This window comes from Maritimibacter sp. (assembly GCF_016774595.1).
GTDB lineage: Bacteria > Pseudomonadota > Alphaproteobacteria > Rhodobacterales > Rhodobacteraceae > Maritimibacter > Maritimibacter alkaliphilus.
In genome coordinates this window covers 87,626-107,769 of record NZ_JACBWT010000001.1, presented here as the reverse complement: position 1 = coordinate 107,769, position 20,144 = coordinate 87,626, and the positions used below count along the sequence as shown (strand labels likewise).

25 protein-coding genes are annotated in these 20,144 nt (G+C 64.0%); 8 read left to right on the top strand and 17 right to left on the bottom strand.

All coding sequences use genetic code 11. The features are described 5' to 3' along the window. From HOY44_RS00550 to HOY44_RS00520, 7 genes are all read right to left on the bottom strand, one after another. Positions 1–1,146, bottom strand: coding sequence for an acyl-CoA dehydrogenase family protein (locus HOY44_RS00550; RefSeq protein ID WP_287432461.1), 1,146 nt, complete (start codon positions 1,144–1,146; stop codon positions 1–3). A gap of 293 nt (positions 1,147–1,439) precedes the next feature. Continuing rightward, positions 1,440–2,573: a carboxylate-amine ligase gene (locus tag HOY44_RS00545; RefSeq protein ID WP_287432459.1), complete on the bottom strand. Its 1,134-nt coding sequence runs from the start codon at positions 2,571–2,573 to the stop codon at positions 1,440–1,442. 62 nt (positions 2,574–2,635) lie between these two features. Beyond that, positions 2,636–3,055 (bottom strand): hypothetical protein, encoded by a 420-nt coding sequence (locus HOY44_RS00540; protein WP_287432457.1) that lies wholly within the window; start codon positions 3,053–3,055, stop codon positions 2,636–2,638. Between the two features lie 98 nt (positions 3,056–3,153). Then, the gene (locus HOY44_RS00535) at positions 3,154–3,609 is read right to left on the bottom strand and encodes a hypothetical protein (protein ID WP_008328365.1); all 456 of its coding nucleotides are present in this window, start codon (positions 3,607–3,609) and stop codon (positions 3,154–3,156) included. A gap of 74 nt (positions 3,610–3,683) precedes the next feature. Continuing rightward, positions 3,684–4,283, bottom strand: a complete 600-nt coding sequence (locus HOY44_RS00530) for a L,D-transpeptidase (protein ID WP_008328368.1) — start codon at positions 4,281–4,283, stop codon at positions 3,684–3,686. 112 nt (positions 4,284–4,395) lie between these two features. Next, positions 4,396–4,815: a hypothetical protein gene (locus HOY44_RS00525; RefSeq protein ID WP_287432455.1), complete on the bottom strand. Its 420-nt coding sequence runs from the start codon at positions 4,813–4,815 to the stop codon at positions 4,396–4,398. A gap of 108 nt (positions 4,816–4,923) precedes the next feature. After that, positions 4,924–6,423, bottom strand: coding sequence for a CoA-acylating methylmalonate-semialdehyde dehydrogenase (locus HOY44_RS00520; RefSeq protein WP_008328372.1), 1,500 nt, complete (start codon positions 6,421–6,423; stop codon positions 4,924–4,926). Between the two features lie 99 nt (positions 6,424–6,522). On the opposite strand from HOY44_RS00520, the gene HOY44_RS00515 reads away from it, so the two are divergent. The 3 genes from HOY44_RS00515 (at position 6,523) to coaD (ending at position 8,571) form a co-directional block, all read left to right on the top strand. Then, positions 6,523–7,419 carry a LysR family transcriptional regulator gene (locus tag HOY44_RS00515; protein ID WP_008328373.1) on the top strand — a complete coding sequence of 299 codons (897 nt, stop codon included), beginning with the start codon at positions 6,523–6,525 and terminating at the stop codon, positions 7,417–7,419. Positions 7,420–7,487: 68 nt separating this feature from the next. Further along, complete coding sequence (locus HOY44_RS00510; RefSeq protein WP_008328374.1) at positions 7,488–7,922, top strand: CBS domain-containing protein; 435 nt, start codon at positions 7,488–7,490, stop codon at positions 7,920–7,922. A 151-nt stretch (positions 7,923–8,073) separates the two neighbouring features. Continuing rightward, positions 8,074–8,571: a pantetheine-phosphate adenylyltransferase gene (gene coaD, locus HOY44_RS00505; RefSeq protein WP_287432451.1), complete on the top strand. Its 498-nt coding sequence runs from the start codon at positions 8,074–8,076 to the stop codon at positions 8,569–8,571. Here coaD and HOY44_RS00500 read toward each other — a convergent pair whose 3' ends face one another. The 7 genes from HOY44_RS00500 to gap (HOY44_RS00470) all read right to left on the bottom strand — a co-directional run bounded on the left by HOY44_RS00500 (position 8,572) and on the right by gap (HOY44_RS00470) (position 13,285). Next, a complete protein-coding gene (locus tag HOY44_RS00500) occupies positions 8,572–8,733 on the bottom strand; it encodes a DUF1127 domain-containing protein (RefSeq protein WP_187432394.1) in 162 nt (53 codons plus the stop codon). Positions 8,734–8,838: 105 nt separating this feature from the next. Beyond that, a complete protein-coding gene (locus HOY44_RS00495; RefSeq protein WP_287432447.1) occupies positions 8,839–9,798 on the bottom strand; it encodes an alpha/beta fold hydrolase in 960 nt (319 codons plus the stop codon). Between the two features lie 78 nt (positions 9,799–9,876). Further along, positions 9,877–10,503: a MarC family protein gene (locus tag HOY44_RS00490; protein ID WP_287432446.1), complete on the bottom strand. Its 627-nt coding sequence runs from the start codon at positions 10,501–10,503 to the stop codon at positions 9,877–9,879. Positions 10,504–10,587: 84 nt separating this feature from the next. Further along, positions 10,588–11,586 (bottom strand): type I glyceraldehyde-3-phosphate dehydrogenase, encoded by a 999-nt coding sequence (gene gap / locus HOY44_RS00485; RefSeq protein ID WP_287432444.1) that lies wholly within the window; start codon positions 11,584–11,586, stop codon positions 10,588–10,590. 140 nt (positions 11,587–11,726) lie between these two features. After that, complete coding sequence (locus HOY44_RS00480; RefSeq protein ID WP_008328382.1) at positions 11,727–11,870, bottom strand: hypothetical protein; 144 nt, start codon at positions 11,868–11,870, stop codon at positions 11,727–11,729. Positions 11,871–11,923: 53 nt separating this feature from the next. Beyond that, positions 11,924–12,100, bottom strand: a complete 177-nt coding sequence (locus HOY44_RS00475; RefSeq protein WP_287432442.1) for a hypothetical protein — start codon at positions 12,098–12,100, stop codon at positions 11,924–11,926. 189 nt (positions 12,101–12,289) lie between these two features. After that, positions 12,290–13,285 carry a type I glyceraldehyde-3-phosphate dehydrogenase gene (gene gap, locus HOY44_RS00470; RefSeq protein ID WP_008328383.1) on the bottom strand — a complete coding sequence of 332 codons (996 nt, stop codon included), beginning with the start codon at positions 13,283–13,285 and terminating at the stop codon, positions 12,290–12,292. 282 nt (positions 13,286–13,567) lie between these two features. Here gap (HOY44_RS00470) and HOY44_RS00465 point away from each other — a divergent pair, with 282 nt between their 5' ends. Next, a complete protein-coding gene (locus HOY44_RS00465) occupies positions 13,568–14,545 on the top strand; it encodes a DUF808 domain-containing protein (protein ID WP_287432439.1) in 978 nt (325 codons plus the stop codon). Positions 14,546–14,554: 9 nt separating this feature from the next. Here HOY44_RS00465 and HOY44_RS00460 read toward each other — a convergent pair whose 3' ends face one another. After that, complete coding sequence (locus HOY44_RS00460; protein ID WP_287432438.1) at positions 14,555–15,103, bottom strand: hypothetical protein; 549 nt, start codon at positions 15,101–15,103, stop codon at positions 14,555–14,557. Positions 15,104–15,243: 140 nt separating this feature from the next. Here HOY44_RS00460 and HOY44_RS00455 point away from each other — a divergent pair, with 140 nt between their 5' ends. Both HOY44_RS00455 and HOY44_RS00450 read left to right on the top strand, forming a co-directional pair. Next, entirely contained in the window at positions 15,244–15,585 is a 342-nt protein-coding gene (locus HOY44_RS00455; RefSeq protein ID WP_287432436.1) for a hypothetical protein, read from the top strand. 57 nt (positions 15,586–15,642) lie between these two features. After that, positions 15,643–16,326: a L,D-transpeptidase gene (locus tag HOY44_RS00450; protein ID WP_287432434.1), complete on the top strand. Its 684-nt coding sequence runs from the start codon at positions 15,643–15,645 to the stop codon at positions 16,324–16,326. A gap of 60 nt (positions 16,327–16,386) precedes the next feature. Here the strand turns inward: HOY44_RS00450 and tkt are convergent, their stop codons facing one another. Beyond that, positions 16,387–18,408: a transketolase gene (gene tkt / locus HOY44_RS00445; RefSeq protein WP_287432432.1), complete on the bottom strand. Its 2,022-nt coding sequence runs from the start codon at positions 18,406–18,408 to the stop codon at positions 16,387–16,389. Between the two features lie 224 nt (positions 18,409–18,632). Between tkt and HOY44_RS00440 the strand changes: the two genes are divergently transcribed. Then, positions 18,633–19,127 (top strand): hypothetical protein, encoded by a 495-nt coding sequence (locus tag HOY44_RS00440; RefSeq protein WP_008328394.1) that lies wholly within the window; start codon positions 18,633–18,635, stop codon positions 19,125–19,127. 1 nt (position 19,128) lies between these two features. Continuing rightward, a complete protein-coding gene (locus HOY44_RS00435; RefSeq protein WP_008328396.1) occupies positions 19,129–19,494 on the top strand; it encodes a cell division protein ZapA in 366 nt (121 codons plus the stop codon). 287 nt (positions 19,495–19,781) lie between these two features. On the opposite strand, the gene grxD is transcribed toward HOY44_RS00435, so the two are convergent. After that, positions 19,782–20,141 carry a Grx4 family monothiol glutaredoxin gene (gene grxD / locus HOY44_RS00430; RefSeq protein ID WP_138423059.1) on the bottom strand — a complete coding sequence of 120 codons (360 nt, stop codon included), beginning with the start codon at positions 20,139–20,141 and terminating at the stop codon, positions 19,782–19,784. Positions 20,142–20,144 lie beyond the last annotated feature (3 nt).

Sequence of the window (20,144 nt, the reverse complement as noted above, 5' to 3'; positions counted from 1 at the left end):
TCAGCCCCGATCCGCCAGCATCTGACGGCTTACGATCAGGCGCATGATCTCGTTCGTGCCTTCGAGGATCTGGTGCACGCGCAGGTCGCGCACGATTTTTTCGATCCCGTAATCGGCGAGGTAGCCGTAGCCGCCATGCAGTTGCAGACAGTCGTTGGCCACGTCGAAGGCCACGTCGGTGACGAACATCTTGGCCATGGCGCAGAACTTGGTCGCGTCATGCGCCTTGTTGTCGAGCTTCCATGCCGCCTGCCGCAAGAAGGTGCGGGCGGCCTGAAGCTTGATCTCGTTGTCGGCGAGGCGGAACTGGAGCGCCTGAAATTGGTCGATGGTTTTGCCGAACGCTTTACGCTCGCCCATGTAGGCCAATGTCAGGTTCAGCGCGTTCTGGGCGCCGCCAAGGGCACTGGCGGCGATGTTGAGGCGCCCGCCGTCGAGACCGGCCATCGCATAGACGAAGCCGCGCCCCTCTTCCCCCATCAGGTTCTCGTGCGGCACGGTGCAATCGTCGAACTGCACCTGCGCGGTGGGTTGGGCTTTCCACCCCATCTTGTCCTCGAGACCGCCGAAGGACAGCCCCGTCGCGCCGTCTTCGATCACCATCGCCGAGATGCCCTTGGGGCCGTCGTCGCCGGTGCGCACCATGGTCAGATAGGCGTCGGAGTATGAGCCGCCCGAGATGAAAGCCTTGGTTCCGTTCAGCTTCCAGCCCTCGTTGGTCTTTTCCGCCTTCGTGCGCAGCGCGGCGGCGTCCGAGCCGGAGCCGGGTTCGGTCAGGCAGTAGGAAAACACCTTTTCCATGCTGGTGAGAGCGGGCAGCCAACGCGCCTTGTCCTCGTCCGTGCCGAACTTGTCGATCATGCCGCCGCACATGTTGTGGATCGACAGGAACGACCCGACGGCGGGGCAGGACATGGCGAGCGCCTCGAACACGAGGGTCGCGTCAAGTCGGCTCAGACCGGAGCCGCCGTATTCCTCGGAGACGTAGATGCCGCCCAGACCAAGCTCGGCCACCTTGGGCCAGAGGTCTTTCGGGATCGTGCCCTGACGTTCCCAGTCTTGTGCGTATGGTGCGATATGTTCCTGGCCGAAACCGTGGGACATATCGAAGATGGCTTCCTGTTCCTCTGAAAGCGCGAAATCCATTCTCTCCTCCCGAGCAGAAATGAACGCTGGTTCATTTAACAGAGTGGCGCAGCATGGGTGCAAAGCACAAGGGGGAATTGGTCAAAGGGGGTTTGTGTTTCTGCAAAGCCAAGGGGTGGGGTGAGGGGCGTTTGCTGTCCCTGTTCGCATCGTCCTGCGCGATACCAGAATACTAGGATTCTAGTATTCTGGTTCTCGTGAAAGCGTTTTATATCAATGCCATAAGTAGTCATCCGACCATCAAAAGGTTAACGCACGCACGATCCCCTCGCGCGCAACGCCCTTGGCGCGCCTCACAAACCGTCGTGAAATTCGGCGATCAAAGACCTCACGACCTCCCGCAAGGCTTCGTCCCGTGACAGGTCCGCTTCGATCGCGTCGGTGAAGACCCGGCGCTGCCGTTCGGCGGATGTCCCGCCGAGAATGATGTCGCGCGCGCCTTCCAGTTCCGCCGTGCATCCCAATGCCTCTGCGTCCTCCGCCAGCAGGTCGATCAGTTCCTCGACCAGATGCGCGACCGGAATGATCTCGCGCCGGCCGAAGTCGATCAGCCCCCGGGTCGCGCCATAGCGTTGCGCCATCCAGCGGTTCTCGGAGATCAGGAAGTTGTCGTAGATCCGCCAGCGTTGATTGCGCCCCTTCATCCGCCACAGGAACCGGGCGAGGCATTGGACGAGGGCGGCGATCGTCAGCGCCGTTTCCACCTTGGGCGACACGTCGCAGATGCGCGCCTCGATGGTCGGAAACTTGGCGGACGGGCGCAGATCCCACCAGATCTTAGACGCGTCCTCGATCAGGCCGAGGTCCACGATGGCATCGACCGAACGCTGGAATTCGGCCCAGCTCCACAGTTGCGGCGGGAGACCCGTTCGGGGGAGGTTGTCGAACACCGTCAGCCGGTAGGAGGCAAGTCCGGTATCCTCGCCCTGCCAGAACGGGGAAGACGCCGAAAGCGCCAGAAGATGCGGCAGGAAGTAGGACAGTTGGTTCATCACGTCGATACGATCTTCCTGATCGGGGATACCCACGTGAACGTGCATCCCGCAGATCAGCAGCCTGCGGGCGACGCCGCCCAGATCGCGGCGCAGGTCGTTGTAGCGGTCCTTGTCGGTGTGGTGTTGTTCCTTCCAGTCGGAAAACGGGTGACAGGCCGCCGCGATGGGGGCCAGACCGTGGTCGGCGGCATGGCGGGCGACCGCGCTTCGCAGGCGTATCAGGTCTTCGCGGGCCTGCCCGACATCGGCGCAGACATTCGTGCCGATCTCGATCTGGCATTGCAGGAATTCGGGGCTCACCTGTTCGTCGAGGTCGGCCTTGCAGGCCTCCATCAATGCCTCGGGCGCTTCGGCCAGGTCGCCGGTCTCGCGGTCGACGAGCAGGTATTCCTCTTCGATCCCGATGCTGAAGCTGGGGTTTTCCTTGACCATCGCGCGCCCTCCGCCTGTGCGGGTTCAGCCTGCGCAAAACCCGCGTGCGGCGCAAGCGCGGCTCAGGCGACGGAATGAAGCAGTTCGGCGATGCTTTCTTCGCGCAGGCCGAGGATCGAAAGGGCCGCGGCCTCGTCGGTCTGAAGCGTGACGACCATGCCCGCGACATCGCTCCACGCGTCGACGAAATGCCGGGCCAGTTTCATCGACGGGCCGGGGGCCGCGTGAATGACCATCATCATTGACCGTTCCTCGACATAAATGCCGGCGGCGGCGTCGGCCTGAAACTGCATCAGTCCGACCAGATCCCGCTCCCAGTCGTCGATACGGGCGAGGTTGATGAGTTGCTTCTGCTCCGGCCTGCGCTCCGGGTCGGCCATATAGGCACCATACAGCCCGCGCGCATCGGCCAGCGTGGCGAACCCTTCGTATTCTACGTAAACAAGCCCATGTGCGGGCAGGATCCTGTATCCACCGGGCATCGCCCGTCCCCTCGATTTACCTCGTCGGACGGGTTCGACCCGTCTTGACCAAATGGTAAACTAATATGCGGGTTTCAGGAAGGCCGTCTTTGGACGGCTCACACGGTGGAGCGCAGCATGTCCGCGATCGAGGTTTCCGGCTGCCCCAGAATGGCCAGCGCGCCCGCCTCATCATACTGCATGGAAGTGACGACGCCGTTCACACCCTTCCACGGGGCGACGAGGATGCGCCCCATCGCCTGCGCCTTTTCGGTGGGTGCGACGAAGACCATGAAAAACTGGTGACCCTTGGACAGAAACGTGTCCGCCTTTTCGGCCTGCATGGCCATCAGGGTCGGAAAGTCCCGTTCGAAATCCTCGACATGGGTGAGGTCGACGAGTTGCTTCTGGCCGGGGTGGGCGTCGGGCTTGGTCTGATAATCCGCGAACAGGTCCTGGGCTTCCTGAAGACGCACGAAACCCTCGTAGCGCACGTAGACGAGCCCGCGTTCAGGCAAGATCTGGTAACTTCCCGGCATATGCGCGTCGATCCTCGGTCCGGTCCCGGCGGTCAACTGATCCGCCGGGCCTCACCTTAACGTGCCTGACGCGTGAGGGAAGGTGCCAAAAGGTCACCGCGCCGAAAAGGTCACACCAGTCTGACCTGCGTCCCGATCTCGGTCAGTTCGTAAAGCTCCGCGATCTTCTCGTTGTAAAGGCCGATGCAGCCGTCGGACGAACGGCGCCCGATCTTGCGCGTGTCGTGGGTGCCGTGGATGAGATAGGCGGGCCAGTCCAGATACATGGCATGGGTGCCCAGCGGGTTGGCCGGATCGCCCGCACCGATCGGTTCCCAATCCGGGAAGCGTTCCATCTGCGACGCCGTCGGCGTCCAGGTCGGGCCGACTTTCTTGCGCACGATCTCGGAATAGCCGCGTTTGGTCAGTTCGTCCGTGCGCGGCACCGAGGTCGGATAGAGCCGGTAGATAGATCCGTCGGCGTTCCAGTAATGCAGGGCCTTCGAGGTCGTGTCGCAGACGATCGCGCCTTTGCCGAGGCTGTCGAAATGATCGCGCCACTCCATCGTGCGGAAGGACGAGGCGTTGCGGCGCGAAAACTCCTGCACCGTCTCGTCATCCGCGCCCATTACCTGCGGCGGGGCGGACTGGGCGCGCAGCAGCGCAGGGGTGCAGAGCGGAAGGGCGGAGGCTGCGGCGAGAAGGCCGCGGCGCGTCATCTTGGAGGCCATGAGATTACCTGTATGTCTGTCTCGTGTTTCCCCGAGAGCTAGCAAGATATTCAGCCGACGCAATTCACGCGTTTGAGAGCCGGCGGAGTTTCACCGCAACGTGAGGTGGAATTCAGTAAAGATGCATGTGGACGGAACCCGTCAGGTTCTGGGTATCGACGTTCGCCGCCTCGATGGCTGCGGCGACGGTTCCGTAAGCCGACACTTTCACCGGCCGGTCCTGCGGTGCGAAAAGCGCGTAAAGGCGGATGAAATTCGACGTGATCGTGCCACGGGCCGCGATGTAGAGGTCGAGCGGAAGGCCGCGCTCGCGGATGGTCGCCTTCATGAAGCCCACGCAGTCGCGGAATTCGCGCACCGAAAGGTCGACTTCGCGCACCGAAAGGGCATCGACGACGACCTTCTGGCTCGACCGGAACTCCGTGCTCGCCAGCATCGCCGTGTTGGCCAGAACCTGTTCGACCGTCACTGAATCGGCGCAGCGCGCGAAGATGACGTCCGACCCCGAAAAGTGGTCCAGCGATATGCTCATTCAGATTGGGGTGTCCCGGTTGGGTTCGTTCGGGGAAACGGATGCACTGGAAAAAAGCAAACAATAAGGAAGGGGAGGCCGCGAAGCCTCCCCCATTTTCGTATCAGATCAGTCCATTGCCTTGAAGGCGAATTCGCCGCCTTCCTTGATGCCCGAGAACCAACGCTCGGTCACCGTCTTGGTCCGGGTGTAGAACCGGAAGGCATCGGGGCCGTACTGGTTCAGGTCACCGAAGGCCGATTTCTTCCAGCCGCCGAAGGTGAAGTAGGACAGCGGCACCGGGATCGGGAAGTTGATGCCGACCATGCCGACGTTCACGCGGCTTGCGAAATCGCGCGCCGTGTCGCCGTCGGAGGTGAAGATCGCCGTGCCGTTGCCGTACTGGTTCTTCATCACCAGATCGAGCGCCTCTTCGTAGCTGTCCTTGCGGACGGTCGAGAGCACCGGGCCGAAGATCTCTTCCTTGTAGATGTCCATGTCCTCGGTGACGTTGTCGAAGAGCGTCGGGCCGACATAGAAGCCGTCCTCATAGCCTTGCAGGCTGAAGTCGCGGCCGTCGGTGACGAGCGTCGCGCCATCGTTCACGCCCGAGTCGATCAGGCTTTCGATCCGCTGTTTCGCCTGCGCGGTGATGACGGGGCCGTAGTCCACATCCTTGTCCGAGGTGTAGGGGCCGACTTTCAGCGCCTCGACCTTGGGGGTGAGCTTTTCGATCAGCTTGTCGGCGGTGTCCTTGCCGACCGGAACCGCGACCGAGATCGCCATGCAGCGTTCGCCGGCCGCGCCGAAACCGGCACCCACCAGCGCGTCGGCGGCTTTGTCGAGGTCCGCGTCGGGCATGATAATCATGTGGTTCTTGGCGCCGCCGAAGCACTGGGCGCGCTTGCCGTTGGTGGCGGCGCGACCGTAGATGTATTGCGCGATCGGGGTGGAACCCACGAAGCCCACCGCCTGAATGGTCTCGTTGTCGAGGATCGCGTCCACCACTTCCTTGTCGCCGTTCACGACCTGAAGCACGCCATCGGGAAGCCCGGCTTCCTTGAGCAGTTCGGCCAGCATCATCGACGTGGTCGGGCAACGCTCGGACGGTTTCAGGATCATCGCGTTGCCGGAGACGAGCGCGGGGCCCATCTTCCACAGCGGGATCATGGCCGGGAAGTTGAACGGGGTGATGCCCGCGACCACGCCCAGCGGCTGACGCATGGAGTAAAGGTCGATGCCGGGGCCGCCGGAATCCATGAACTCGCCCTTGAGCAGGTTGGGCGCGCCCATGCAGACCTCGATCACTTCAAGGCCGCGCTGCACGTCGCCGGCGCCATCGGGCAGAGTCTTGCCGTGTTCGCGGCTGACGCTTTCGGCCAGCTTGTCCATGTCGCGGTTGATGAGTTCGGCGAACTTCATCATCACGCGGGCGCGGCGCTGCGGGTTGGTCGCGGCCCAGGCTTTCTGCGCTTCGGCGGCTTTCGCCACGGCGGCGTCGAGCTCGGCCGCCGTCGACAGCTTCACCTTGCCCTGAATTTCACCCGTGGCGGGGTTGTAGATATCGCTGGTGCGCGAAGAGGACGACGCCTCGTTCTGACCGTTGATCCAGTTTCCGACTTCGTACATGAGAGTCCTCCTCTAAAGCTGGCGCGAGAATATCCTTGCAATTTTGCGGCGCAAAGCGGCAACATTTCAAAACGTATTGCAATTCTGCAAGGGGTGGGCATGGATCTCGACTGGGACGATCTTCGCATCTTTCTGGCGGTGGCGCGCGGGGAAAGTCTGTCAGCGGCGGGCAGGGTGCTGAAACGCGACCCGGCCACGGTCGGACGGCGCGTTTCGCGGCTGGAGGAGGTGGTGGGCGCACCGCTTTTCGCCCGGTCGCCGCAGGGCTACGGCCTGACCGACGCCGGGCAGCGCCTGCTGGCCCATGCCGAAGAGGCCGAACAGGCCGTCACGCGCGGGGCCGAGGCGCTTGCGGGCACCACCGGGGGGCTGTCGGGGCAGGTGCGCATCGGCGCGCCGGATGGGTGCGCGAACTTCCTTCTGCCGCAGGTCTGCGCCCAGATCGCCGCCGAGCATCCCGAGATCGAATTGCAGATCGTCGCGCTGCCCCGCGTCATCAACCTGTCGAAACGGGAGGCCGATCTGGCCATCGCGGTTTCGCCCCCCGCCACGGGCCGACTGACGGTGCAGAAGATCACCGACTATCACCTGCACCTCGTTGCCGCGCGGCTGTATCTCAAGGAACACGGGCCGGTCGAAACGCTGGCCGACCTCGAAGGGCGGCCCATTGTCGGCTATATCCCCGACATGATCTTCGACAAGGAACTCGACTACCTGTCCGAGATCGGGGCCGACCGGGTGACGCTCGGTTCCAATTCGGTCTCGGTTCAGCTTGGAATGCTGCGCGAAGGCGGCGGGCTGGGCATCGCGCACGATTTCGCACTGCCGTTCGCCCGTAACCTGCGCAAGGTTCTGACCGACGAGGTGTCGTTGACCCGCAGCTTCTATCTCGTGCGTCACGCCGGGGACGCGCGGATCGAACGGATGAGCCGCGTGGCCGATATGCTCATGAGCGGTCTCAAGGCGGAAGTGGCGCGGCTCGAAGGTCTGACTTGACAAGCTGACGTGGCGGTAGGACCCTGAAATCAGGGAGTTAGCGCCAACACCGCAGCACGGAGGAAATCATGCTCGTCAGCCAGATTCTCAAGGACAAGGCCAATCAGGGTGTTCTGACGGTGACCAAGGATACGTCCGTTGCGGACGCGTCCGCGATCCTGTCGCGGGAAAAGGTGGGTGCGGTGATCGTGTCCGAGGATGGCGTGCATCCGCAGGGCATCGTCTCCGAACGTGACATCGTGCGGGAACTCGGTGCGCGGGGGACCGGCTGCCTGACCGATCCCGTGTCGGCGATCATGACCGAGAAACTCATTGGTTGCGTGCCGGGCGACCGGGCCATCGCGGTGCTTCAGAAGATGACCGAGGGGCGCTTCCGCCACATGCCGGTGATGGATGGCGACGAAATGGTCGGCCTCGTGTCCATCGGTGACGTGGTCAAGGCCCGGCTCGAGGAATTGGGCCAGCAGGCCGAAAGCCTCAAATCGATGATTATGGGCTACTGACCGGGCGATTTCCGGGGCGGGACCGGCGTTTCGTCGGCGCGTTTGAAAAGGATCGGGTCGCTTCGCGGCGACCCGCGCCGGATTGGCCCGCTTCCGGCTTGCATTCCCCAGCGCAATATTGTTGCGTGCCACCGGAACAGGGAGGCCGATCATGCGTGTTGCACTTTACCCCGGGACGTTCGACCCGATCACCATCGGGCATATCGACATCATCAAGCGGGCCTGCGCGCTCGTCGACCGTCTGGTGATCGGCGTCGCGATCAACCGCGACAAGGGGCCGATGTTCACGCTGGAAGAGCGGGTCGAGATGGTCGAGGCCGAATGCGCGGCCCTGTCCGAGCAGACGGGGACCGAGATCGTGGCCCACCCGTTCGAGAACCTGCTCATCAACTGCGCCTATGACGTCAGCGCTTCGATCATCGTGCGCGGTCTGCGTGCCGTCACCGATTTCGAATACGAATACCAGATGGTCGGTATGAACCGCGCGCTCGACGCCAGCATCGAGACCGTGTTCCTGATGGCCGACCTCAAGCATCAGGCGATCGCCTCGAAACTGGTCAAGGAGATCGCCCGGCTCGACGGCGACGTGTCGAAATTCGTCACGCCGGACGTGAAGCAGCGGCTTTACCAGAAGCTTGGCCGGAGCTGATCAACCGTAGACCGCACGCCGTGCGATGCTTTTGGCGTCGTAGGGGTTCAGCCCGAGATCTTCGATGGCGAGTTCCGGCGGCAGTGCGGCGATGGCACGGCGCGTGCGGCGGTAGTTGGCGTGCTGGCTGAGGGCGGTCTTGAGTTTGGTATAGGCGGTCATCGGTGCCTCCTGTTCGCGTGTTTCGTTCACCCGAAAGATAGGCATGCTGCGCTGCGGCACAAATGACGGTTAGCGATAACCGCCATGATCCACGTGCAACCCGGATCAGATCGCGCGATCGACCGCCCGGATCGTCTCGACCGTCCTGTCCACCTGCGTGAGCGGCAGCATATGGCCCGCGCCCTCGATCAGGTCGAGTTGGAAATGGGAATAGCGGTCCGCCATTTCCACACCCTGCTTGCGATAGTCGAGGATGCGGTCCTCGGTGCCATAGAGCACGCGCACGGGGCAGGTTATCTCGTCATACCGTTTCCACTGTTTGACGATGATCTCGCCCACGGCGCAATAGTCGCGCGACGTGTTGATGAAGCTCTTGGGTCTCAGCGACAGCAGCCCGCCTCCCTTGACGGTGTAGCCATCGGGAATCGGGTCGGGGCCGAAAATCTCAGTCCGGGTCAGGTCGGCGTTCTTGGCGCTCGTCGGCACCGCGACCGTATGCGCCACGAAGCGCCGCATCCTTGGATTGGTAATCCCCAAGGCCGCGAAACTTTTCGCCTGCATCTCGGACGGGCGCAGCAGCGGCGCGATCAAGGCCAACCCGCCGATCTTGTCGGGCGCGCGAAGCGCCGTGGCGCAGGAAATCGCGCCGCCCAACGAATGACCCATGAGGATCGGCTTCTCCAGACCCAGCGCGTCGATCAGTTCCTCGACATAGCCCGCCTGATCGTCGATCCGGGCCGAGGCGCTTTCGGGTCGGTCGGAATAGCCCATGCCGGGGCGATCCAGCGCGATCACCCGAAAGTCGCGCGACAGCGGTTCGGCAAGTGTCATGGTCAGCGAGCGCAACTGCCCGCCCAGACCATGTATCAGGATCACGGGGCGCCCGTCGCCCCCGGTGTCGGTATAGTGCAGCCGCCCGGTCGAAATGGTCAGGAATTTCCCCACGGGCGGCACCGCCGCCTCGGCCTGTGCCGCAAGCACGCGGGTGCGTTTCATCTGGCCCAGCAGCCACAGGCCGATGGCGGCCCCTATGAGAGCGAGGATGATGACGATGACTTGAACCATGGCGGGCCTCCCTCAGGCCAGCCTAGCGGGCGGTGTCGTTCTGCGGAACGCCGTTTCGCGGGTGTGACGCCACGTCGCCTAGAACGCCTCGATGACGCCGATCCCGACCAGCCCGTTCAAGACCGCGTCCACGGCCACGGCGGCAAGGATCATGCCCATGACACGGCTGATGACGGCGGCGCCGGTCTGGCCGATCACGCGCATGATCGGACCGGCGGCCAGAAGGATCACCAGCGTCACCGCGAGCACCAGCGCCATGAGCGCCGATGTCATGACCTGATGGGCGACCGAAAAGCGGTCGTTGTCGGTCAGGATCACCACCGCCAGCATCGCACCCGGCGACGCGATGGAGGGCATGGCGACCGGAAACACGGCCACGTTGCGCGCCAGATCGGCCCCTTCCATTTCCGCTTCCGGCTTGCCGGGGCCGAAAATCATGGTCAACGCGAACAGGAACAGCACGATGCCGCCCGCGATCTGGAACGATTGCAGGTCCAGCCCCAGCCCTTCGAGCACCAGTTGCCCGACGATGATGAAGGCGAGCAGCACGACGAACGCCACCAGCACCGCGCGCAACGCCACGCCGCGCCGTTTGGCCGCCGGAATGGCGGCGGTCGCCGCGATGAACACGGGCAGGGTGCCGATGGGGTCGATGACGACCCACAACGTGATGAATTCCTGAAGGATGACGGAGAAGTCGGGCAAGGTCGGTCCTGATGTTCGCGGGTTTCCGACCGGATAGCAGGTTCGGCCCGGACGTCCAGCACCCGGGCCGAAACTTCGTGTGAATTACAGCCGTTTGCCGATTTCCGCGGCGGTGTCGAGCATCCGGTTCGAGAACCCCCACTCGTTGTCGTACCAGGTCAGGATGCGGATGAAGTTGCCGTCCATCACCTTGGTCTGATCCAGCGCGAAGGTGGAGCTGTTGGGGTTGTGGTTGAAATCGACCGAGACGAGCGGCTTGTCGGTGTAACCCAGCACACCCTTAAGCGGCCCGTCCGCCGCCGCCATGATCGCCGCGTTGATGTCCTCCACGCTCACGTCGCGGTCCAGTTCCGCCGTCAGATCGACGCAGGAGACGTTCGGGGTCGGAACCCGGATCGCCACGCCGTCGAGCTTGCCGTTGAGTTCGGGCAGAACCAGCCCCACCGCCTTGGCCGCACCCGTGGAGGTCGGGATCATGCTCATCGCGGCTGCGCGGGCGCGGTAGAGATCCTTGTGCATCGTGTCCAGCGTCGGCTGGTCGCCGGTGTAGCTGTGGATCGTGGTCATGAACGCGCGCTTGATGCCGAAACTGTCGTTCAGCACCTTGGCCACCGGGGCAAGGCAGTTCGTCGTGCAGGACGCGTTCGAGACATGCAGGTCGTCCTTGGTCAGCGTGTCATGGTTCACGCCGTAGACGATGGTCTTGTCGGCACCCGACGAAGGGGCCGAGACCAGCACACGCGATGCGCCGTTCTCCAGATGCACCTTGGCCTTGTCGCCGGTGAAGATGCCCGTGCATTCAAGCACCACGTCCACGTCGCCCCACGGAAGCTCCTTCGGGTCGCGGATCGCGGTCACCTCAATCGGGCCGGCGCCTGCGTCGATGGTGTTGCCCGCGACCTTGACCTCGTTCGGGAACTTGCCGTGCACGCTGTCGAACTGAAGGAGGTGAGCGTTGGTTTCGACCGGGCCGAGGTCGTTGATCGCGACGCATTCGATATCGGTGCGGCCCTGTTCGTAGAGCGCGCGCAGGACATTGCGGCCGATGCGGCCGAAACCGTTGATGGCGACTTTGACGGTCATGGAATTCTCCCGATTTTGGCGGTCCGGAACAAGGGACTCAGGGGTCAGGCACAGTGACGCGAACGCTATCGCGCCGTTACCGCTAACATCAACATCTGAATCCAAAGGTCAAGGGCGGGGCAGGCGACCTGCCTGAAAATTCACCGCCAGAAGGCGATCCAGTCGAGAAATTCGAACATTTCCTTGCCGAGGAACAGGGTCGCGTCACCGTCGTTCAGCGTGAAATCCGCGACGATGCAGCCGACGATCAGCAGGAACAGGATCAGGGCAAGGCGGTTCGTCATCGCTGTGGTTGTTGCCGAAAGGGCGTTGCGCGGCAAGAAAAAACCGACGTCGGTCAGCCAAGCGGCGAAAGGTACAGCACCACGAGGGCGACGAGCGCGACCGGGAGCACGGGGAACCAGATCCTGTTGCGCCACGGTGTCGGGGAAAAGCAGTACGAACAGGTCGACGTGCCATAGCGCAACGCGTGGTTGCACTTGCACCGGAACAATCGCAGCTTTTTCTTCGCCATCTCGGCCCCCGATCCCTCTGGGTTCCCGCCCCCCGGAATGCGCGGTCTATCGAAGCATTATCGACGAGACCATCGGATTTTCCAAGAGCAGGCGAGATGAGAGGTGGGCGAGCGTCCCACTTGCGGGCGGACAACGAAAAAGCCCCGGCGCAGGACCGGGGCTTTTTTGTCAGGCGGGGAGGCGCCAGATCAGAGCTGGCCCATCGTTGCGGCCACGTCGGCCATCCGCGCCGAGAAGCCCCATTCGTTGTCGTACCATGCCAGAACGCGGACCGTGCGGCCCACCACGCGGGTCTGGTCGGGTGCGAAGATCGAGCTGAACTCGGTGTGGTTGAAATCGACCGACACCTTCGGCTCGGGATCGTAGGCCAGAACCTTCTTCATGTTGCCTTCGGCTGCGGCGCGCACGACCTCGTTCACGTCTTCGACAGTTACGTCCTTTCCGGCCTCGAAGGTCAGGTCGATGCAGGAGACGTTGGGCGTCGGAACCCGCAGCGCGGTCCCGTCCAGTTTGCCGGCGAGTTCGGGGAGGACTTCGCCAAGCGCCTTGGCGGCACCCGTGGTGGTCGGGATCATCGCCATCGCCGCCGCGCGGGCGCGATAGAGGTCGGAATGGCGGCGGTCCAGCGTCGGCTGGTCGCCGGTATAGCTGTGGATCGTGGTCATCACGCCGCGTTCGATACCGATCGCGTCGTTCAGCACCTTGGCGAGCGGGGCGAGACCGTTGGTGGTGCACGACCCGTTCGAAATCATGTAGTCGCTCGATGCCAGCGTTTCGTCGTTCACGCCGAAGACGATGGTTTTCTGCACGTTCTTGGCGGGGGCGGAGATCAGGACCTTCTTCGCGCCGCGTTCGATGTGCTTCTTGGCCTTCTCGCCGTCGTTGAAGTTGCCGGTGCACTCCAGCACGACGTCGCAGCCGGACCAGTCGAGCTCGTCCATGTCGTAGGTCGACATCATTTCCATCGGGCCACGGCCAATGTCCATCGTCGTGCCGTTCATGCGGATCTCGTCCGGGTAACGTCCATGGACGCTGTCGTATTTCAGAAGATGCGCGGCGGTCTCGAGCGGGCCGGTCGCGTTGACCTTCACCACCTGAATGTCGTTGCGGCCCGACTGGGCGATATGAGAGAGCGTGCAGCGCCCGATGCGCCCGAAGCCGTTGATGCCGACGGTGACGGTCATGTCTGATCCCCTTTGCACTCGATCCTGATCCTTCGCGCCCGAAGGGGCCCGTTGCCTGCGGTTGATATAGGCGAGGGGGGCGGTTCCGGCCACCTAAATTCGTGTTATCCGCCAGCGTGTTAGCGAAAACATATGTCTCAGATAGGGCGTTAGCGGAACCGTTAACGCAAACGCGGCATGCAATTGTATGCGGATCGGTCGGGAACCCGGAGGGGGATTCGCGACTTGCGGTTTCGGGTCCGGGCGCTACGTTTTCCGGGCAATGACAACGGGCGAGGCGGTATGAGCGGACTTCTGGCACTCTTGGACGACGTCGCGGGGATCGCGAAGATCGCGGCCTCGTCGGTGGACGATGTGGCCTCGCAGGCCTTCAAGGCGGGGTCCAAGGCCGCGGGCGCGGTGATCGACGATGCCGCGGTGACGCCCAAGTATCTGACCGGCTTCGACGCGAGCCGCGAATTGCCCATCGTCGGGAAGATCGCGTTGGGGTCGATCCGCAACAAGCTCCTGATCCTTCTGCCTGTCGGGCTTCTGCTCGCGAACTTCGCTCCGTGGGCGATCCCGCCGCTGCTGATGCTGGGCGGGGCCTATCTGTGCTTCGAGGGGGCCGAGAAGATCTGGCACGCGCTTTTTCCCGGCGAACACATCGTCCACGACCCGAAACAGCACGAAAACCCGGACCCGGCGCATCTGGAACAGCAAAAGGTGCAAGGCGCGATCAAGACCGACTTCATCCTGTCGGCCGAGATCATGACCATCGCACTCTCTGCGCTGCCCGAGTCGAACGTGTGGATGGAGGCCGCCGCGCTTGCCGTGGTCGCCATCGGGATCACCGTTGCGGTCTATGGCTCGGTCGCGCTGATCGTGAAGGCCGACGACCTTGGCCTGACCATGGCGTCGAACGGCCGACTTGGGCTGACCCGTGCGCTGGGGCGCGGGCTGGTCAAGGGGATGCCCAAGTTCATGAAGGCACTGACCATCGTCGGCACCGCCGCGATGCTCTGGGTCGGTGGCAACATCATCGTCCACGGGCTGCACGAGATGGGCTGGCATGTGCCCTACGACTTCGTTCATCACAACGCGGTCGCGGTGGGCGCGATGGTGTCGGAGGGCTGGCGCGGCGCGGTCGAATGGATCGCCACGGCAGCGCAGGACGGGGTGATCGGGTTCCTTGTGGGGCTGGTCCTGATCCCGGTCGCCACGCGCATCGTCGGCCCGCTGATCGGGGCCGTGACGGGCAACAAGGCCGAAGCGCACTAGGGCGTCACGTCACTTGTAGTGCCGCTTCAGCTCTTCGCTGAAGAACTCGTCGAACGCGGTCGGTGTGATCCATCCGACGGGCGCATCGTCGAGGTCCTGGCCCAGAAACAGCTTCACCGCCGCCACCGCGTGCCAGTTCTGGCCGCCTGCCGCGTGGTAGGGGCGCATCGGAACGCGGGTGCCGTCCTTGAGGATCAGGTTGGGCCGCGCGGTGCCCGTGTCGGTCCCCTGCGCGCCGACGGTGCTGATCTGCGCCGTCTCGACGTCGCTGAGCGCCCAATGCCAGTTTTTCGTCCCGGTGCGGTCCGTGACCACCAGATCGACGCTGTCGGCCTCCCGGTCCAGCGTGAAGGTCGAGGTCATGCGCGTGCGCCGCCAGTAGAGGTAGGCCCCGACGATAAGCGCGGCGACCACCGCGAGCGGTTCCCAAAACCCCTCCCACGCCATGACCAGCGCTCCGCCGGCGAGCACGACACTCGCCGCGATCAGCCCGACCTTCTTGTCGCGCTGATCGTCATAGAGGACGAGCTTCGTCTCGGTCTTGTCGGCAATGCGCATCGTGGTTCCCGCTGCGGTGTCTTTCCCCGAGCATAGCACAGGATGGGGCCTTGCGCGGGGGCAGGGCAAAAAGCCGTGAACTGAGTGAAAATCGCGCGCAGACGGGTGGACAGGCACGGACTGAGGCGAAAAGTAGTGGCATGACGTTCGCCCGCCATATCGCATTGATGCTCATGGTCGTGCTCGTCCTTCCATGGGGGGCGGCGCTGCGGCTGGCCGAGGCGCGTGGGGCGGGCGAGGTCGCGACCGTTCAGGCGGTCGCCGTCAGTCACCAGCAAAGCACCGTCGCCCGCGCGAGCGGGGTGACCCACAAATGCCGGACGGCGACCTTGCCGGGTGCGCCCTGTTTTCACGCCACGCTGCCTGACGAGACCGAGGTCTCTGCGCCCGAAAGCCAGCGGTGCCTGATCCGTCCCGACACCGCGCGCATCGCCGCCCGGCCCACGGACGCCCCCGATACCGGCCCTCCTCGCTTCGTCTGATTGCCAAGCCGACGTGCGCCTGCACGTCTTCTGACCCAATCTTACGGAGTTATTTTCATGCTGACCCGACGCATGTTCCTTACGGGGAGCGTGGCGCTTGGCCTTGCCGCCTGCGCGCGACCCGAAACCGTCCTCGAGGCACCCGAGCCCGTCATCGCGCCCTTGCCGGACTTCTACGGTCCGATCACCGACGAACCCTATCCGATCCCAGCCGTCGAGGCGGGCGTCGTTCACCCGTCGCTATGGCGGCAGGAGGTCGCGAACCCGTGGCCCGACCGCCCGCGCGGCACCATCGTGGTCGAGCCGAACGAGGCGCGGCTCTACTTCGTCGACACGCCCGAGACCGCCACGCGCTATGGCGTCAGTGTCGGCGCGGCGGGCTTCGCGTGGGCGGGCACCGCGCGGCTTCAATTCTGGCGCGACTGGCCGCGCTGGAAGGTGCCGGACGCGATGATCGAGCGGAAACCGGAGCTTGCCCAATATTCATGGCGCAAGGGCGGTATGGATCCGGGGCCGGGCAACCCGATGGGCGCACGGGCGCTTTACCTGTTCGATGACGGGGTCGATACGCTCTACCGCATCCACGGCGATGCCTCGGCGCGCGAGTTGGGGCAGGCGGTGTCGTCCGGCTGCATCCGAATGCTCGATCAGGACGTGATCCATTTGCAGGAAAAGGCCGTTCACGGCGCGGATGTCGTGGTCCTGCCATCGCGTGAGCCTGCGGGCGTGCGCGTGCTGTGAACGAAAACGCCCCCGCAGCGGACTGCGGGGGCGTTGGATCGTCTTTTGAACGGAGCCGGATCAGGCGATGAGCGCCTTGACCTTCTCGACCACGTTCTCGGCGGTGATGCCCATTTCCGAGTAGATCGTGGGGGCGGGGGCGGAGGCACCGAAGCCCTCCATCCCGACGAAGGCCTGACGGTTTTCGCGCCCGCGCTCGCCCAGAAGCCAGCGGTCCCAGCCGCAATCGCGCAGCGCAGCTTCGATGCCCACGCGGACGGGACCGGCAGGCAGCACCTTGCGACGATAGCTTTCGTCCTGCGCTGCGAAGAGTTCCATGCAAGGCATTGAAACCACACGGGTTCCGATCCCAGCCTCTTGCAAGAGGTCACGCGCTTTCATCGCGATCTCGACTTCCGAACCCGTGGCCATCAGGATCGCCTGACGCTTGCCCTCGGCCTCGGCCAGCACATAGGCGCCCTTGGCGGTCAGGTTGGAGTTCTTGTGCTCGGTGCGCAGCGTCGGCAGGCCCTGACGCGAAAGCGCCATGCAGGACGGCGTGTTCTGTGAGGTCAGCGCCAGTTCCCAGGCCTCGGCGGTCTCGACCGTGTCGCAGGGCCGGAAGGTCCAGGTGTTCGGCGTCGCACGCCAGATCGCCAGATGTTCGACCGGCTGGTGGGTCGGGCCGTCTTCGCCCAGACCGATCGAGTCGTGGGTCATGACGTAGGTCACCGGAATGCCCATCAGCGACGACAGGCGGATCGCACCGCGCGCGTAATCGGTGAAGGCCATGAAGGTGCCGCCGTAGGGCCGAATGCCGCCGTGCAGGACCAGACCGTTCATCGCGGCGGCCATGCCGTGTTCACGGATGCCGTAATGCACGTAGCGGCCCTTGCGGTTCTTCTCGTCGAAGATGCCGAGGTCGGCGGTGAGCGTGTTGTTCGAGCCCGTCAGGTCCGCCGAGCCGCCGATGTTCTCCGGCATGATCGGGTTCACGACCTCGAGCACCATTTCAGACGACTTGCGGGTCGCGACCTTCGGCGCTTCCTCGGAAATCTGCTTTTTCAGCGCCTTGATGCGGGCCGACAGCTTCTTCGGCGCTTCGAGGGCGAAAACGCGGGCGATTTCCTTTTGCCGCTGCTCGGAAAGCTCCGCGACGCGGCCCTCCCAGTCGCGCCGATCCGCTGCGCCGCGCTCGCCGATGGCTTTCCACTGGTCGGCCACGTCGTTCGGGATGACGAAGGCGGCATGCGGCCAGCCGTAGGTGTCGCGCAGCTTCGCGATTTCATCATCCCCCAGCGGCGAGCCGTGCGCCTTGGCGCTGTCCTGCTTGGACGAGCCGAAACCGATGTGGGTCTTGCAGTCGATCAGCGTGGGTTTCTTCGACTTCTTCGCCTCGGTCAGCGCGCGGTCGATGTCCTCGGGGTCGTGACCGTCGCAGGCGAGAACCTGCCAGCCCGAAGCCTTGAAGCGGCCCTTCTGGTCGGTGATGTCCGACATCGAAATCTCGCCGTCGATCGAGATGTTGTTGTTGTCCCAAAGCACGATCAGCTTCGACAGCTTCTGACGGCCCGCAAGCCCGATGGCTTCCTGGCTGATGCCTTCCATGAGGCAGCCGTCACCGGCGATGACGTAGGTGTAGTGATCCTGCACCTTGCGGCCGAAGCGTGCGCGCAGCATTTCTTCGGCCATCGCCATGCCCACGGCGGTCGAAAGACCCTGACCCAGCGGGCCGGTCGTCGTTTCGATGCCCTTGGCGTGGCCGTATTCCGGGTGACCGGCGGTCTTGGCGCCCCACTGGCGGAAATTCTTGATCTCGTCGATGGTCATGTCGGCATAGCCGGTCAGGTGCAGAAGACCGTAGATCAGCATCGAGCCGTGGCCTGCCGAGAGGACGAAACGGTCACGGTCGGGCCAGTCGGGGCGCGAGGGATCGAATTTCAGGTGCTTTTCGAACAGCACGGTCGCCACGTCGGCCATGCCCATCGGCATGCCGGGGTGACCGGAGTTCGCCGCCTGGACGGCATCCACGGCAAGCATCCGCAGAGCGGCGGCTTTCATCCAGTGGTCAGGGTGTTTTTCGCGAAGGGCGGGAATGTCCACGTCGGCCATCCTTTGCTGGTCGTTAGCGCTGTCCGGCTCTCTTAGCAGCCCTCGGGGCAAGATCAAGCGCGCATCCCAAGTGGTTGACGCCAAAGGGGGCGCAATCGGCCAATCGTTGCGATAGGATCGAGGCGAGGCTGGGCCATACGCGATTCGCGGCACGGTTGCGTGACAGGACGCGGGCAGGCAAAGTCTCCAACAGGACAAACAAGGACAGGCGGAGCATGAGCGATATTTCCGAGCTTCAATCCCGCATCGCCAATGCGCTCGACCGGATCGGGTCGGGGCTCGACTATCTCGGGCAGGCGGCGCCGGAAAGCGAAGGGGACACGGCCGAGGTGTTGGCCCTGCGCGCGCAACTGGACGAGGAACGCACGGCGAATGCGCAACTCGAAGACCGCGTGCGGTCGATCCGGGAGAAACAGGATTCGACGGTCGAGACGCTGGCGGGCGAGGTGGAGCGCCTGACGCGCCTTCTCGCCACGCAGGAAGAGACGGTCGCGCGGCTGGCGCGGGTCAATGCCGAACTCAGGTCCAACAACGCGGCCCTGCGCGAGGCGATTTCGGCGGGCGTGGCGGAGCCGCATCTGGTGAACAAGTCGATGATGGCGGAACTCGACGCGCTGCGGGCCGCGCAGTCGGCGGATCGGGCCGAACTCGACTCGGTTCTGGGCGAGCTGGACGCGATGATCGACGCAGCCGAGACGGGAGGGGCCTGAGATGCCTGACGTGAACATCACCGTGGGCGGTCGCGAATTCGAAGTGGCCTGTGCCGAGGGCGAAGAGCACTTCCTGAAATCCGCCGCCGCCATGCTGGACAACGAAGCGCAGGTCATGGTGAGCCAGATCCGGCACCTGACCGAAAGCCGGATGCTTCTGATGGCCGGGCTTCTGCTCGCCGACAAGACCGCCGGGTTCGAAGACAATCTGCGGCTGGCGGAAAAGAAGATCGCGGCGCTCGAGGCCGAACTCATCGAAGCGCGGGCCGCCGCGGGCGAGGGCCCGGCCTCGGTGCGCGACACGCTGGCCGAACTCGCCGCACGGGCCGAGGCCATCGCGGCGCAGGTCGACGAAAAGATCGGCTGAACACGGTTACCTGATCGAATGAAGCAAACTGTGCGCGGGCAGGCCGCGCGCAGGTTTTGCGCGTCTCCGCCTTCGGCAGAGACGCGCGGTGGGCGCTCTTGCCCCCCGCGTTCCGCGTGCGGATGTGTCGTGGATTTTGCTGGGGAAGCGCTTGAGGAGCAGGTCTGCCCCTCAAGGCGCGATGTCGAGTGTGGAGCGAGTCGCCGCCGCGTCAAGGACAAGCCGCGCCGGGGCGCGGTGCCTGCGGCATCCTTGACCCGTCATCGACTCACGGGTCTCGTCTTCGGTCAGCCGTTCGCTTCGCGGATCTTTTCGGCGGCTTCTTTCGAGTAGGTGATGCCTTCGTCGTCGAAAAGCTTGTCCAACTCGCCCGACAGCGTCATCTCGGTGATGATGTCGCAGCCGCCGACGAATTCGCCCTTCACGTAAAGCTGCGGGATCGTCGGCCAGTCCGAGTAATCCTTGATGCCCTGACGGATCTGGTCGTCGGCCAGCACGTTCACGTCGGTGAATTCGACGCCCATGAAGTTGAGCACCCCGGCAACGCGGGACGAGAACCCGCATTGCGGCATTTCCTTGGTGCCCTTCATGTAGAGCACCACGTCGTTCGAGGTGACGGTGGATTTGATGGTGTCTTCTGCGGTCATGAT

Excerpts from the sequence above, each read along its gene's own strand:
- HOY44_RS00450 (WP_287432434.1), top strand. The coding sequence starts at position 15,643 with ATGCTGACCCGACGCATGTTCCTTACGGGGAGCGTGGCGCTTGGCCTT.
- HOY44_RS00455 (WP_287432436.1), top strand. The coding sequence starts at position 15,244 with ATGACGTTCGCCCGCCATATCGCATTGATGCTCATGGTCGTGCTCGTC.
- HOY44_RS00510 (WP_008328374.1), top strand. The coding sequence starts at position 7,488 with ATGCTCGTCAGCCAGATTCTCAAGGACAAGGCCAATCAGGGTGTTCTG.
- HOY44_RS00460 (WP_287432438.1), bottom strand. The coding sequence starts at position 15,103 with ATGCGCATTGCCGACAAGACCGAGACGAAGCTCGTCCTCTATGACGAT.
- HOY44_RS00525 (WP_287432455.1), bottom strand. The coding sequence starts at position 4,815 with ATGAGCATATCGCTGGACCACTTTTCGGGGTCGGACGTCATCTTCGCG.
- HOY44_RS00475 (WP_287432442.1), bottom strand. The coding sequence starts at position 12,100 with ATGGCGAAGAAAAAGCTGCGATTGTTCCGGTGCAAGTGCAACCACGCG.
- coaD (WP_287432451.1), top strand. The coding sequence starts at position 8,074 with ATGCGTGTTGCACTTTACCCCGGGACGTTCGACCCGATCACCATCGGG.
- HOY44_RS00435 (WP_008328396.1), top strand. The coding sequence starts at position 19,129 with ATGCCTGACGTGAACATCACCGTGGGCGGTCGCGAATTCGAAGTGGCC.
- HOY44_RS00515 (WP_008328373.1), top strand. The coding sequence starts at position 6,523 with ATGGATCTCGACTGGGACGATCTTCGCATCTTTCTGGCGGTGGCGCGC.
- grxD (WP_138423059.1), bottom strand. The coding sequence starts at position 20,141 with ATGACCGCAGAAGACACCATCAAATCCACCGTCACCTCGAACGACGTG.
- HOY44_RS00540 (WP_287432457.1), bottom strand. The coding sequence starts at position 3,055 with ATGCCCGGTGGATACAGGATCCTGCCCGCACATGGGCTTGTTTACGTA.
- gap (WP_008328383.1), bottom strand. The coding sequence starts at position 13,285 with ATGACCGTCACCGTCGGCATCAACGGCTTCGGGCGCATCGGGCGCTGC.
- HOY44_RS00495 (WP_287432447.1), bottom strand. The coding sequence starts at position 9,798 with ATGGTTCAAGTCATCGTCATCATCCTCGCTCTCATAGGGGCCGCCATC.
- HOY44_RS00520 (WP_008328372.1), bottom strand. The coding sequence starts at position 6,423 with ATGTACGAAGTCGGAAACTGGATCAACGGTCAGAACGAGGCGTCGTCC.
- HOY44_RS00550 (WP_287432461.1), bottom strand. The coding sequence starts at position 1,146 with ATGGATTTCGCGCTTTCAGAGGAACAGGAAGCCATCTTCGATATGTCC.
- HOY44_RS00440 (WP_008328394.1), top strand. The coding sequence starts at position 18,633 with ATGAGCGATATTTCCGAGCTTCAATCCCGCATCGCCAATGCGCTCGAC.
- gap (WP_287432444.1), bottom strand. The coding sequence starts at position 11,586 with ATGACCGTCAAAGTCGCCATCAACGGTTTCGGCCGCATCGGCCGCAAT.
- HOY44_RS00465 (WP_287432439.1), top strand. The coding sequence starts at position 13,568 with ATGAGCGGACTTCTGGCACTCTTGGACGACGTCGCGGGGATCGCGAAG.
- HOY44_RS00480 (WP_008328382.1), bottom strand. The coding sequence starts at position 11,870 with ATGACGAACCGCCTTGCCCTGATCCTGTTCCTGCTGATCGTCGGCTGC.
- HOY44_RS00545 (WP_287432459.1), bottom strand. The coding sequence starts at position 2,573 with ATGGTCAAGGAAAACCCCAGCTTCAGCATCGGGATCGAAGAGGAATAC.
- HOY44_RS00530 (WP_008328368.1), bottom strand. The coding sequence starts at position 4,283 with ATGGCCTCCAAGATGACGCGCCGCGGCCTTCTCGCCGCAGCCTCCGCC.
- HOY44_RS00500 (WP_187432394.1), bottom strand. The coding sequence starts at position 8,733 with ATGACCGCCTATACCAAACTCAAGACCGCCCTCAGCCAGCACGCCAAC.